Here is a 13,074-nt window from a genome sequence, read left to right as displayed (position 1 = left end):
GGCCCTTTTTTAATGTCCTGAGGTTCTTTTGTGTGGCTCTGCCCCGGGGCTCAGCCCGCGATACCTGCAACCGGCGTGTCCTGGCTGAAGAGATTGATCCAGGCCCCGCCCTGTCGGCGCCAGATCGAACTGACATAGCAGGCCTCATCCCTGATCGCGCCCTTGCGGCGAAAATCGGCACGATAGGCCAGGAGAGCCAGCTCTGTGGCAGCGCCCGGGCCGGGTGCCCCGCTGTCTCCAGACCCGTCGCGAGGCCCCCTCTTCTCATGCGGTCCCAGGTCTTGTGGGGTCATGTCATGCGGGTCAATGCTGCCCAGGCGCATAAGGCGCAGTTCTGAAAGCCGGAAATGCTCCATCACCGGACCCTCTGCGAGTTGGCCGATATGGCCGGCTTTGTCGGAGAACCCGCTCGGATAGACGCCCAGAAAGCTGTCATCCAGCGCCGCCCCATCTGCGGTGGCATCGCCCGCCACCAGCGCCTGCCAGACCCGGTTCTCGGCCGCTGTCAGCTCGGCCAGCAGATCAGTTGCCACCAAGGATCCCTTCCAGAAGCCGCCCGGCCTCTTGCGAGACCGCCTCGCGGGCGCGGCGTTTGGCGGCATCCTGCAGGCTTTCCTCTGCGGCGGCCTCGATCCCGAGCTCGGATTTCAGCTTTGCCTCAAGCTCGGCTTTCGCCCGCGCTTCCGCCTCTTTCGCCTCCTGTTTCAGCCGTTCCTCGGCGGCCTTTGCCTCGGCCTCCATCTTTTCGCGCGCGATGGCCTCGAGATCCAGGCGGTAGGTCGGATCCGCCCAGGAACCGGTGATCCGCAACGGCACCATCACACCGCCGGTGCCCTCACCGCCGCCCGGGAAGGCGGTCGGGCGCAGCCGCATGTCGAGATCGCGGTCCCCCAGCCCGATGCGACCCGCGCCGCTTGCGGTCAGGTAGGGGGCGACGAGGCTCAGATCGCTGGTGGTGAGATTGCCGTCCAGAATGGTGAATGTGCCGGCGATCCCGTCGAAAATCGTCTTCTGCCCCTCGCCGACATAAGAGGTGTCGAGCCGACGCAGCATGCCCGCGATATCGAGCCCCCGGAGTTCCCCCTTGCCCAGCGTCAGGCTGCCATCCCCTTTCAGGCTGCGCATGATCTCATCAATGGAATTGCCGACGCCGAGGAATTTCAGATTGAGGCTCGCCTTTGTGATCATCCGGTCCCAGCCGGCAAGATCCTGCATCAGGGGCGCTACATCGAGCCCCACAAGCGAAAGATTGCCCCCGACCGACAGCCCGCCCCGGCCATTGACCACGAATTCGCCGCTGACCGCGCCACCATAGGCCGCAAGCTGGCGCAGATCGAACACCGCACGCGCGCGGTCAATGGTCAGCATGAAGCGGGTTTCACCGAATTTCACCACGCCCAGATCGACCGAATTGGCGGCGAGGCTGATATTGGCATCGACGAGGCCAAGGGCCGAGACGTCGATATGATCCCTGGGCCAGCCCCGTGCCTGCATGCCTCCCGCTGCGCCACCGCCGGGTCCAGGGCTGCCACCGCCGCCCGAGAGGCCAGCGAACTCAAGCGCATCTGCGCGCAGATTGCCCGAGATCTTCGGGCGCGCCTCGCCCTGGCTCAGATCAAGATCCCCGAGCAGGCGGTTGTTATCCGCCATGATTTCAGCGCCCCGAAGATAGAGCGCGCCTTTTTCATCCAGCATCACCTGGCCGGTGACGGAAAGCCTGTCGGCGCCAAAGCCCGCAGGAGGGGCCGAAACCGCCGTTCCCAGGGCCGCCCCCAGGGCGGGGATATCGGAAAGACTGGCGGTCAGCGCGCCCTCGGCCGCCCGGGGCGCCCAGCCGCCACGCCCGACAAAGCCGATCCGGTTCTGCCCGATGGTCAGATCAAGCGTCAGCGGCACCACCCGCCCATCGGCAAAGGCGGAAAATACCCCGCCTTCGGCGCTGATCGACAGGGGCTGGCCAGAGGCGACCGCGCGCGCGTTCAGGGTGAAGGGCCCGGTGAAATCGGGAATGGAAATCTCGGCATCGACCCCGTCCAGCACCAGATCCTGACCCGTGCCATGGTCGATATAGCGCAGTGTCGCGCCGGAGATGAGACCGCGTTCGAGCGTGAAGGCGGTCGGGCCAGCGGGCGCAGTGACGGCGGGTGCGGTATCCCCCGCCCCGTCTGTTGTAGCGACTGGCTCGGGCTGAAATTCCCAGTTGGCTTCGCCGCTTTTGCTGCGTTCAAGCTGGAGACGCGGGCGTTGCGACGCGATCCCAAGGATTCTCACATCGCCCCCGAGAAGCGCCGAAGCACTGAGTTCGATGGTCACGCTGTCCGCCGCAAAGAGCGGCGTGGCACTGTCGGACCAGGCGGCATTGGCGATGGTGACCGGACCGGTTTTGATGCCCAGAACCGGCCAGAACCGGGGCGATACCTCGCCCTCGATATGCAGGGCACGGCCGGTGGCTTTTTCGAACTGATCCGCCGCCAGCCGGGCGATCCGTTCGGTCGGGATCAGCATGACACCGACCACCAGGATCAGCACGAGGACCGCCAGACCCGCAAGCGCCCGCCAAACCCACCGCATCGCCGTCTCCAGTCTTTTATTGTGCTCTGGTAACGAGTTTAGGAGCGGAGCGGTTCCCCGGGCAAGGAGCGCTGCGTGTTGCAGCACGGCTCTGGCATCAAATTGCCGGGAGCGGAGGCCCTTTTGTTCCCCTGCCCGGGATGCGGGCGCCTTGCAGCGGGAGTATTTCTGTCAGGAAGCCGGCGGCGAAGGCCTTTTATACTTTGAGGCGCGGCAGAAACCGATCCCTCTATCCGAGGCGGCGGGAATGGCCTATATGCGCGCGCATGTCGCAAAATCCTCCGCTCCTCCGCCCTGACCTTGCCCGTGCAACCGTCCCCGAAATGGCGCGCCGTGAGGGGCAGCCGACAATTGGCATGGTCTCGCTCGGATGCCCCAAAGCGCTGGTCGACAGCGAGCGGATCCTGACGCGGCTCCGGGCCGAGGGCTATGCGATCTCGCCCGATTACAAGGGTGCCGATGCGGTGATCGTGAACACCTGCGGGTTTCTGGATTCGGCCAAGGCCGAAAGCCTCGATGCGATTGGCGAAGCCCTGCGCGAGAATGGCCGGGTGATCGTGACCGGCTGCCTGGGGGCCGAACCCGAATATATCACCGGCGCGCATCCCAAAGTGATGGCCGTGACCGGCCCACATCAATATGAACAGGTTCTGGATGCGGTGCATGGCGTCGTGCCGCCCTCGCCCGATCCGTTTATCGACCTCCTGCCGGCCTCAGGCATCCGCCTCACGCCACGACATTTCTCTTATCTCAAGATTTCAGAGGGTTGCGATCATAAGTGCAAGTTCTGCATCATCCCCGACATGCGCGGAAAGCTGCAGTCACGCCCGGCAAAGGCGGTCTTGCGCGAGGCGGAAAAGCTGGTCGAGGCAGGCGTGAAAGAGCTGCTGGTCATCAGCCAGGACACTTCGGCCTATGGCACCGACTGGAAAGGCCGCGACGAGAAATTCCCGATCCTGTCGCTGGCGCGCGATCTCGGCTCGCTCGGTGCCTGGGTCCGGATGCATTACGTCTATCCCTATCCGCATGTGCGCGACCTGATCCCGGCCATGGCGGAAGGACTGATCCTGCCCTATCTCGACATCCCCTTCCAGCACGCGCATCCCGAGGTGCTGAAACGTATGGCGCGCCCCGCAGCGGCGTCGCGGACGCTGGACGAGATCGCCGCCTGGCGCGCCGCCTGCCCCGATATCGTGCTGCGCTCGACTTTTATCGTGGGGTATCCCGGCGAGACCGAGGCAGAGTTCCAGACGCTGCTCGACTGGCTGGATGAGGCGCAGCTCGACCGGGTTGGTGCGTTTAAATACGAGAATGTGAGCGGTGCACGGTCAAACAGCCTGCCCGATCATGTGCCGGAAGAGGTCAAGGAAGAGCGGTTTGCCCGCTTTATGGAGAAAGCCCAGGCGATTTCCGAGGCGAAACTGGCCGCGAAAATCGGCACCCGGATCGAAGTGATCGTCGATGAAGTGGATGCAGACGGCGCCACCTGCCGCACCAAAGCGGACGCGCCGGAAATCGATGGCAATCTCTTTATCGACGAGGATTTCGAGGGGCTGGCCCCCGGCGATATCGTCACGATCGAAGTGGATGAGGCCGGGGAATATGACCTCTGGGGCCGGCTGGTTTGAACCGCTCCCTCTGAGACGGCGGCGCGGCGAGACCAGTAGCGGCACTGATATGCCGCTTTCGCGCCATCTTCTTTTGCCACAGAGAGCCCGTATTACGGAGGCTTTTCTGTGTTTTTGCATCATTCCATTCTCCTTGGCAGGCGCCGGTCCATGGCGTTGCTGATCACGGGCGCGCCGACAGCGACACGGATCGCGCCTGGGCAAAGGATGGGCTGACCCGCCAGAGCAAGAAATCGTAGCTGACCCTGCGCCAGGCGATCCAGCCGGAACATATGAATGGCCGCAGCCTGCTCAGCGACGGAGCGGGGCCGGTGCTCGACACGGTTCTGCGCCGTGATCTGGCCGCGATCTGCCGCGCGACAAAGCGACCGAAGTGGCACGGCCACGGGTCCGGGCGCGCGTCAGCGCCCGGTCTGTTCGCGCCGCGCCTCAAACCAGGCCCGGACACAGGCGGTGACATGCGAAAACCTGTCGCCGCCCAGATGCACACCGCCATACCAGCGGGTGACGACAATGATATGGTCCTTCAACCCCTCGCGCTCAAGCATCCGAAGGATGATCGCCGCCGCACCGCTTTCGCCGTCATCATTGCGCAAAGGCCCGTCTGCCAGCGTATCGGCAGCCCAGGAATTATGGGTCGCTTTGGCGAATTTCTTGTCGCGTTTCAAAGCCGTGAGAAAGGCCAGGGCGCCTGCCTTATCCGCCACTGGCCCGCCCGACACCGCATAACGCGAGCCTCGGTCACGGATCACATCAGCAAGCGTGAAGCCTCTATCCGGCAGATTCGCCATCCGCTCAGCCGCCCGCGAGCCGCTTCACCGTCGCACGGACCACGGCGAGGCGTTCGGAATTCGCGGGATGCGACCCCATGAAACGATCACCGGGATCGGGCAGACGGGTAAAGAAATTCGCACCCCGGATCGGATCATAGCCCGCCGCCATCGCGATCTCGGCCCCCAGCGCGTCGGCTTCCAGCTCGAATTCCTTGGAATAATGCTGGGCGGCAAGGCCCGCGCCAATTTCCTGGACGCGCTTCAGTTCCTCGCCGGTCAGGCCTGCCGACTGGCCAAGGATGCCAACCAGAATCGCCCCCGTCATCGCCTGATCCTGACGGCGCGGGATATGGCCGGCAATGTGATGCGCCGCCTCATGGCCCAGCACGAAGGCCAGCTCATCGGGGTTCTTCGCCAAATTGAGCAGGCTGCGGGTGAAGACGATCACCGGGCGGCCATTGTCGTCAAGCGTCTGGAAGGCATTGGCGGGCTGCGCGCGGTCTTCATCCACTGCGATCTGGAAGGCGCAATTGCCCCTGCGCAGCTTCTCGCGGCAAAACCGAATGACAACCGGGGTCATACGCGCGGCGACGTCAAGGATCGGGTCATTGGCGGCAAGCGGCTTGCCGTTCGAGGTCAGAACTTCCTGGCGCGTCGTGGTGCTGCCTGGTCCGCTCCCGGTGGGATAGCCCGCAGGGACCACACAGGCCGACAGCGCCATCGCAGCCGCAAGCCCCGCGGCGAGAACCGGCATCCGGGCCAGCCGTCCCAGGGCGGGGATCAGACCAGGCATCAGGGCCAGAGGGGAAATTTTGGACGGGGAATCGAGAACCATGGCGCCGGACAATCTGAAAAAGGCAGTTCAGCCTTAGCAGCAACTCTCCCCCCGCGGAAAGGGCACATTGCCACCAGGGCGGGATGTGGATCACGCGCGCGCGCCTGCACACCAATAGTTTACCGCCAGACCGGGCGGCCCGCAAAGGGCTCTGCCATGGGGAGGAAATAATCGCGGAAGCGGGGCCGGATACATTGCCCCCCGCGCGCAAAGCGGCCATGCTGGCCTCATGTTTACGATCGAGCACGAATATGACGCCACGGTTGTCACCCTGATCGACGAGGGGGGCGATGGCATGCCGCTGACCGGCGATATCACCATCACCGCTTTTGATGAATGCGTGACGGTCGAACAGACCGATCCCGAGACCGATGAAACCTCGCGCATCACCCTGTCGATGGCGCAGATCGCCGATCTGGCCGCTGCGCTCGACCTGCCCGAGGGCAGCTATCGGATCGAAATGCGCAAACGCTGAGACCGGACGCATCTTTCGCGCAGTTCAGGGGGCTGGCGGGTGCCGCGTCTTCAGATGCGGGCCACGGGTTCAGTCCAGCCGAAAGAGCTTGTCGCGCGATTTGGCCCCCCGGATCAGGGTGAGCCGCGATTTGGCCACGCCCATCGCTTTCGCCAGCAGATCGCGCGCCGCAAGGGTCGCGCGGCCGTCTTCGGGCACCACCGTCACGCTGATCCTGACGGGCATGCCGGGCTCCAGCTGTTCGCGCCGCGCATTGGGCGTTACCCGCACTGCGATTTCCGTCCCGCTCACCGCCATTCCGGTCAGATCCGGCAAAGTCATATTCGCGTCCTTTCCCCTTGCGGTCAGCATTGGGCTTCGCAACTCTGGCCACAAGACAGGAGGCCCGGATGGTCACAGGTTTTTTCTCAGATGAGCGGTGTTTCTGGCATGGCGGCGGCAATTATGCGCTGACCCTGCCGGTTGGTGGCCTTGTACAGCCAACCATGGGCGGGCTGCCCGAAAACCCTGAAACCAAGCGCCGGCTGAAGAACCTGATCGAGGTGACCGGGCTGATCCGTGATCTCGACCACCGCAGCGGCGATCCGGCCACGGATCAGGAACTCGCCCGGGTGCATCCCCGGGCCTATCTTGACGCCTTTCGCGCGGCCTCGGATGCGGGGGGCGGCGAGCTCGGTCTGCGCACGCCGTTCGGGCGCGGCGGGTACGAGATTGCGGCGCTTTCTGCGGGGCTGACCGTCGCCGCGCTGCGGTCTGTGCTGGCAGGTGACATGCAGAATGCCTATGCCCTCTCGCGCCCGCCGGGGCATCATGCCCTTCCCGACTGGCCGAATGGCTTTTGCCTGATCAACAATATTGCGGTGGCGATCGAGGCCGCCCGCGCCGAGGGAAGTGCGACCCGATTTGCGGTGGTGGACTGGGATGTGCATCACGGCAATGGCACCGAGGCGATTTATTACGCCGATCCCGATGTGCTGACGATTTCCATCCATCAGGAGCATAATTACCCCCTTGATACCGGAGATGCGAAAGATCGCGGCGAAGGCGCCGGGCTCGGCGCCAATATCAATCTGCCATTGCCGCCCGGTGCCGGTCATCTCGCCTATCTGACTGTGTTTGAAGAGATCGTCGTCCCGGCGCTGCACCGGTTTCGCCCGGATGTGATTCTTGTGGCCTGCGGCTTTGATGCGTCGGGCGTTGATCCGCTGGGCCGGATGCTCGCCACGGCCGAGACCTTCCGACAGATGACACGGATGGTGATGGAGGCGGCGCGGGATCTGTGCGGCGGGCGCCTCGTTCTGAGCCATGAGGGCGGCTATTCCGAGGTCCATGTCCCGTTTTGCGGCCACGCGGTGCTTGAAGAGCTTTCAGGCAGCAAGACCAGCGCCCCCGACCCGCTGGCCGCGACACTTCTGCAACGGCAGCCCCCGGCGCGGGCGGATGCGTTCCACCTGGACTGGATCCGCGAGCTTGCCGTTCTGCATTCGGCCTGAGCCCCGGAATTGCAGGCCGGCTCGCACTCCCTCGCAGGGCAGCCAGTCCTGATGACGGAGCCTTTCGCGATCTGGTCCCCGTGCGGGTGGGCGGTTATAGCAGAGGCTCCCCCGCAGACAGCCCCGGGGCCGGAGCCGCAAAATGACAGACCAGATCACTCTTGAGGCCGCGCTTGCCGGGCTTCGTGCCGCCGCTGACCCGGCCCGTGCCGCCGAGGCGGCCAGCTATCACAAGACCGCCCGCGACTGTCTTGGCATCCCGGTGCCGGTGCTGACGGAAATGGCAAAAGCCTGGCGCGAAGACATCGATATTGACCAGAGGATCGCACTGGCCTCCGGCCTTTGGGACAGTAATATCCATGAGGCGCGGATCGCAGCGGCCAAGCTGATGGTCCAGGCGCGGATCCGCCCGGATGACGGCGTCTGGGCGCTGATCGCCTCCTGGGTGCCGCAGTTTGATGGCTGGGCGATTGCCGATCATGTTGCCGATGCCGGCGGGCGACGGCTGATCGCCGATCCGTCGCGCCTTGACGAGGTCGAGGCCTGGGTGACCTCGCCGCATATGTGGTCGCGCCGTGCGACGCTGGTTTTCACCCTGCCCTGGGCACGGATGAGCAACCCGAAAGCAGCGGATCTGGACATCCGCGAGCGGGTGCTGGGCTGGGCCGCCCGCTATGTCTCTGAAAGCGACTGGTTCATGCAAAAGGCGGTCGGCTGGTGGATTCGCGATTTCTCGAAACATGACGCGGCCCGGGCAGAGGAATTCCTCGCCGGCCCCGGCCAGGGTCTGAAGAGTTTCGCGAAAAAGGTTGCCCGCACCTGGCTGCCGCAAAGCTGACACTTAACCTCCTGCCGTTCGGTATTTACGAACGCGGCATTCCGGCTCCGGGGACTGCCCCCTGGCGCCGCGAAATGGCATATAGTCGATGAAGGTTTCGACAGGAGGCAGGAATGACCACTCTTTTCTACAAACCGGGCGCATGTTCGCTGGCGCCCCATATCGTGCTGGAATGGATCGGCGCGCCTTATGAGGCAGTGCGGGTCACCGCCGGCTCGCCCGAGATCCTCGCGGTCAATCCGACCGGCGCAGTGCCGGTTTTGCGTGAAGATGATGGCTGGCTTTTGACCCAGGCCGGCGCGATCCTCGACTATCTCGCGCAAAAACACCCCGAGGCCGGGCTTGCGGGCGGCGACAGCCTGCGCGCCAAGGCCGAGGCGCATAAATGGTCGGCCTTCCTGACCTCGGATGTCCATGCCGCCTTCTGGCCCGTCTTCATGCCCGACCGCTACACGACCGATGGCTCCGATGCGGCAAAAGCCGCCGTGGCCGCCGCCGGGATTGAACAGGTGAAGAAGAAATTCGCGGTGCTGAACGATCATCTGACGGGGCGCGACTGGTTCCTCGACGGCGGGCGTTCGGTGATTGACGCCTATGCCTTCCCGATGATCCGCTGGGGTCGCGCAAAGATCCCCGGCGGGCTGAAGGACTATCCCCATGTTCAGGCGCTCTATGACCGGCTGGCAGCAGGCGAGGCCGTGCAGAAAATCCTTGCCCGGGAAGCTGCTAAATAAGAACGGCTGGCAAGCAAGCAAGGCGGGGCCAATCCCTGCAGGAGAGCAGAAATGACCACTGGTATCCATCACGTCACCGGCATCACCGCCAATGTTCAGGCGAATGTCGATTTCTATATGGGCTTTCTGGGCCTGAACCTGGTCAAACAGACCGGGGGATTTGAGGATGCCGAACAGCTCCACCTGATCTATGGCGACGCGGTCGGCAGCCCCGGCTCGCTTCTGACCTTCCTTGTCTGGGAGGCTGCGGGAAAGGGCCGCACCGGCCTAGGCCAGGTTTCGGAAATCGCTCTGGCGGTGCCGCCGGAGACGATCGGCGACTGGCTGACCAAAGCTCTGTCGGCGCGGATCCAGGTCGAAGGGCCGGCTCGGGAATTCGGCGAGCCGGTCTTGCGGCTGAAAGACCCGGACGGGATGGTCGTGAAGCTGACCGGCACCGATACCATGGCTGCGATGCGGGTCCGGGGCGTCACGATCCTGACCGATAAAGGCGATGAGACCGCCGGTTTCATCACCCGCTTCGGCTATGCCGATATCGCCCGCGACGGCGCCAGCCGCCGGCTCAACTCTGACACGGATGTGGTTGATATCCGCGAGGTTTCCGGCTTCGTCCCCTCGATCCAGGGCGCGGGCGTGGCCGATCACGTCGCGTTCCGCGCCCCGGATGTAGCTGCGGTTCAGGCCATGCGGGTCTCGCTAAAGGATTACGGGCCCACCCATGTCCATGACCGTAAATATTTCCTGTCGCTCTATGTCCGCGAACCGGCCGGCACGCTAATCGAATACGCCACGGACGGGCCGGGAATGAGCGTTGATGAGGCGCCGGATCAGCTGGGCCGCACCCTGATGGTGCCGCCCTCTGATGCCGCGCGGGCAGATGATCTTCGGGTCATGCTGCCGCAATTCGCCCGCCCGGGCGAGGAGAGGTTTCCGATGCGCGATCTTGCCTTCATCCACCGTTTTCACCGGCCTGAAGACCCCGATGGCTCGACCATCATGCTGCTGCATGGCACCGGCGGAAACGAAACCGATCTCATGCCGCTGGCGCATAAGATCAATCCGCGTGCCACATTGCTGGGCGTACGCGGGCGCTCGACCGAGGAAGGCATCAACCGCTGGTTCCGCCGTTTTGACGCGGTGACCTATGACCAGGAGGATATCCGTGCCGAGGCAGAGGCCTTTGCGGATTTCGCCGCAGGTGCAATCCGGGGCTATGGGCTTGACGAGGCGAGGCTTTCTTTCCTCGGCTATTCCAATGGCGCGAACCTCTTGGGCGCGATCCTGCAACTGCATCCGGGCGTGGTGAACCGCGCGATACTGTTGCGCGCCGTGCAGGCGCTGGAGGTGCCACCTGGTGATAAGCTGGGTGCACCAGAGGTCCTGATGCTGAACGGCGCCCGCGATCCCTTCGCCCGCATGGCCCCGGCGCTGGAAAGCGCTTTGCGCCAGGGCGGTGCCGATCTGACCGCCGAGACGCTTTCCGCCGGACATGAGCTGGCCGCTGACGACCTGACCCATGCCAGGGCCTGGCTCCGGGCCCGCGCTTAACCCTGTGTCGCCCCCTGGATCATCTTGAGCCAGGGGGCTTCGCCGTTGAAATGCGCCAGAAGATGGTCGATGAAGCGCCGGAGCTTCAGTGGCATCGGCTGCACCGGCGGCCAGAGCGCCGTCACTGGCAGGCTGCGGGTGCCACAGTGCCCGAGCACCGCCACCAGCGCCCCCGATTGCAATGCCGGCGCTGCGATAAAGCCGGGCAGCATCGCAAAGCCAAGCCCCGCCACCGCCATATCGCGCATCGCCTCGCCATTATTGACGCTGATCCGCTCGGTCACGGCGGGCGAGACCATGCGCCCGCCCTCGCTCAGCTGCCAGAGATCCGCGTTGGAGATATGGCTATAGCCGATCACCGGCTGGCCGGTCAGATCCTGCAAACCTGCGGGACTGCCGTGGCGGGCCAGGAAATCGGGGCTGGCACAGACCAGCGAGCGATCCTCGCAGAGCTTTCGCGACATCAGCGCGCCGCCCGGTGACTGGCCAACCCGGATCGCGAGGTCAAACCCTTCGCGCGCAAGATCACGGGCACGGTCGTCATAATCGACCCGGATCTCCAGCCCCGGATGAAGGCGCGCGAAATCCGCGATAATCCCGGTCAGATGCAGTGTGCCAAAGGTCATGGGCGCAGCAAGCGAGAGCGTTCCGCGCAGCCCCTCCCCATCCCCCATCCCGCCCCATGCCGCGGATTCCGCCGCCGCGCGCAGATCGGTCAGCGCCGGGCGAAAGCGGGTGGCCAGCCGGTGTGCGGCCTCGGTCGCGGTGATGCGGCCGGCATTGCGGCGAAACAGCGCCACACCAAGCCCGGTTTCCAGATCCCCCAGCCGTTTCGAGATCACCGATTTCGACAGGTTCAGCCGCGCGGCAGCAGCGGTGACGGTGCCCAGCTCCATCACGGTCAGGAAAGTGTCGATTTCATCAAGAGTATAGCGCATGACCGAGTGTCGCCTGGGCAGACCCGTTCGTAAAGCGCGAACGCCGGATCAGGCAATGCCCCGCTGGAAGGAAACACCATCGGCGCGCATATTCAGGACAACGAAAGGAGGCCGATCATGGCAAACTCTTCTGACCTTACACTCGGCGGCATCCATCACTTGACGGCGATCACCGCCAATGCCCCTGAAAACAAACGCTTCTATACCGAGACCCTGGGCCTCAGGCTGGTGAAGAAAACGGTGAACCAGGACGATACCTCGGCCTATCATCTCTTCTATGCCGACGGGCTGGCAAGCCCCGGCACCGATCTGACCTTTTTTGACTGGCCGGTGGGGCGAGAACGGCGCGGGGTGCATTCGATCAGCCGGACCGGCCTTCGGATCGCACCTGACAGCTTTGATTTCTGGGCCGGACGGATCCGCGATCATGGGCTGGAAAGCGGGGCTGTCAGCACGGTTGACGGGCGGGTGAGCCTCGATTTTGAAGACCCCGAAGGCCAGCGTTTCCGGCTGACCGCCGATCAGCCGGGTCTGGCGAACCCCTGGGACCGCAGCCCGGTCGAGGCGGCGCATCAGATCCGGGGCCTTGGTCCGATCACCATCTCGGTCGCGGACCTGGCGCCGACAAAGGCAATGCTGGAGCGGGTGATGAACATGCGCGAGACCGGCGAATATGCGAGCCCGGATGGCGAAGGGGAGGTGCATGTCTTCTCGATGGGCCAGGGCGGGCCATCGGCGGAACTGCATGTCGCGGTGCAGCCCGGGCTGCCCGTGGCGCGCCAGGGCGCGGGCGCGGTGCATCATGTCGCCTTCCGCACCCCGGATACGCAAGGCATCCAGGACTGGGCCGCACGGCTGAGGGAATTCCGCATTCCCTCTTCCGGCGAGGTGGAACGCTATTATTTCCGCAGCCTCTACTTCCGCGAACCCGGTGGCAATCTGTTCGAAATCGCCTCGGACACGCCTGGTTTCACCGTGGACGAGCCGCTGGAAAGCCTTGGCGAACGCCTGTCGCTGCCGCCCTTCCTCGAAGCAAAGCGCGCGCGGATCGAGGCCGGGCTGAAACCGCTGTGATCTGAAGGCATCATCCGCCAGAGGCGCTGGCCGCCCGCCTTACGGCGGGCGGCGGGGAGGGGGGGGGGGGGGGGGGGGGGGGGGGGGGGGCGCCCCCCCCCCCCCCCCCCCTTGCCAGAGAAATCCCCATCACCCGCGTGCAAGCCGCGCAAGCCAGGCCCGGCCAA

At 64.7% G+C, this 13,074-nt stretch carries 13 protein-coding genes; 7 read left to right on the top strand and 6 right to left on the bottom strand.

Going from position 1 to position 13,074, the window contains the following annotated elements; all coding sequences use genetic code 11:
- Positions 1 to 50: 50 nt before the first annotated feature.
- Together M3484_RS11695 and M3484_RS11690 are read right to left on the bottom strand one after the other, a co-directional pair.
- The gene (locus M3484_RS11695) at positions 51 to 533 is read right to left on the bottom strand and encodes a DUF4440 domain-containing protein (RefSeq protein ID WP_249497000.1); all 483 of its coding nucleotides are present in this window, start codon (positions 531 to 533) and stop codon (positions 51 to 53) included.
- Positions 523 to 2,571: an AsmA family protein gene (locus tag M3484_RS11690; protein ID WP_249496999.1), complete on the bottom strand. Its 2,049-nt coding sequence runs from the start codon at positions 2,569 to 2,571 to the stop codon at positions 523 to 525. The genes M3484_RS11695 and M3484_RS11690 overlap by 11 nt, the downstream gene beginning before the upstream one ends.
- A gap of 323 nt (positions 2,572 to 2,894) precedes the next feature.
- On the opposite strand from M3484_RS11690, the gene rimO reads away from it, so the two are divergent.
- Positions 2,895 to 4,199, top strand: coding sequence for a 30S ribosomal protein S12 methylthiotransferase RimO (rimO, locus tag M3484_RS11685; RefSeq protein ID WP_249497132.1), 1,305 nt, complete (start codon positions 2,895 to 2,897; stop codon positions 4,197 to 4,199).
- Positions 4,200 to 4,600: 401 nt separating this feature from the next.
- Here the strand turns inward: rimO and M3484_RS11680 are convergent, their stop codons facing one another.
- Positions 4,601 to 4,990, bottom strand: coding sequence for a YigZ family protein (locus M3484_RS11680; RefSeq protein ID WP_249496998.1), 390 nt, complete (start codon positions 4,988 to 4,990; stop codon positions 4,601 to 4,603).
- Between the two features lie 4 nt (positions 4,991 to 4,994).
- Positions 4,995 to 5,726 carry a M48 family metallopeptidase gene (locus M3484_RS11675; protein WP_249496997.1) on the bottom strand — a complete coding sequence of 244 codons (732 nt, stop codon included), beginning with the start codon at positions 5,724 to 5,726 and terminating at the stop codon, positions 4,995 to 4,997.
- 310 nt (positions 5,727 to 6,036) lie between these two features.
- Here M3484_RS11675 and M3484_RS11670 point away from each other — a divergent pair, with 310 nt between their 5' ends.
- Positions 6,037 to 6,282, top strand: coding sequence for a DUF8831 family protein (locus tag M3484_RS11670; RefSeq protein ID WP_249496996.1), 246 nt, complete (start codon positions 6,037 to 6,039; stop codon positions 6,280 to 6,282).
- A 69-nt stretch (positions 6,283 to 6,351) separates the two neighbouring features.
- Here M3484_RS11670 and M3484_RS11665 read toward each other — a convergent pair whose 3' ends face one another.
- Positions 6,352 to 6,603, bottom strand: a complete 252-nt coding sequence (locus M3484_RS11665) for a DUF167 domain-containing protein (protein WP_092901813.1) — start codon at positions 6,601 to 6,603, stop codon at positions 6,352 to 6,354.
- Positions 6,604 to 6,671: 68 nt separating this feature from the next.
- On the opposite strand from M3484_RS11665, the gene M3484_RS11660 reads away from it, so the two are divergent.
- The 4 genes from M3484_RS11660 to M3484_RS11645 all read left to right on the top strand — a co-directional run bounded on the left by M3484_RS11660 (position 6,672) and on the right by M3484_RS11645 (position 10,895).
- Positions 6,672 to 7,775 (top strand): histone deacetylase-like amidohydrolase, encoded by a 1,104-nt coding sequence (locus M3484_RS11660; RefSeq protein WP_249496995.1) that lies wholly within the window; start codon positions 6,672 to 6,674, stop codon positions 7,773 to 7,775.
- A 142-nt stretch (positions 7,776 to 7,917) separates the two neighbouring features.
- The gene (locus tag M3484_RS11655) at positions 7,918 to 8,613 is read left to right on the top strand and encodes a DNA alkylation repair protein (RefSeq protein WP_249496994.1); all 696 of its coding nucleotides are present in this window, start codon (positions 7,918 to 7,920) and stop codon (positions 8,611 to 8,613) included.
- A gap of 113 nt (positions 8,614 to 8,726) precedes the next feature.
- On the top strand, positions 8,727 to 9,347 hold the full coding sequence (locus M3484_RS11650) for a glutathione S-transferase family protein (RefSeq protein WP_249496993.1): 621 nt from the start codon (positions 8,727 to 8,729) through the stop codon (positions 9,345 to 9,347).
- Between the two features lie 51 nt (positions 9,348 to 9,398).
- Complete coding sequence (locus M3484_RS11645) at positions 9,399 to 10,895, top strand: VOC family protein (protein WP_249496992.1); 1,497 nt, start codon at positions 9,399 to 9,401, stop codon at positions 10,893 to 10,895.
- Here the strand turns inward: M3484_RS11645 and M3484_RS11640 are convergent.
- The gene (locus tag M3484_RS11640; protein WP_249496991.1) at positions 10,892 to 11,833 is read right to left on the bottom strand and encodes a LysR family transcriptional regulator; all 942 of its coding nucleotides are present in this window, start codon (positions 11,831 to 11,833) and stop codon (positions 10,892 to 10,894) included. The two genes, M3484_RS11645 and M3484_RS11640, sit on opposite strands and share 4 nt — an antisense overlap.
- Positions 11,834 to 11,950: 117 nt before the next feature.
- On the opposite strand from M3484_RS11640, the gene M3484_RS11635 reads away from it, so the two are divergent.
- The gene (locus tag M3484_RS11635; RefSeq protein WP_249496990.1) at positions 11,951 to 12,907 is read left to right on the top strand and encodes a ring-cleaving dioxygenase; all 957 of its coding nucleotides are present in this window, start codon (positions 11,951 to 11,953) and stop codon (positions 12,905 to 12,907) included.
- Positions 12,908 to 13,074 lie beyond the last annotated feature (167 nt).

Source organism: Pseudomonas sp. GX19020, assembly GCF_023371075.1.
In the GTDB taxonomy this organism is placed as follows: domain Bacteria; phylum Pseudomonadota; class Alphaproteobacteria; order Rhodobacterales; family Rhodobacteraceae; genus Pseudogemmobacter.
The sequence above is the reverse complement of the archived record's forward strand: the minus strand, read 5'-3'. Positions and strand labels throughout refer to the sequence as shown.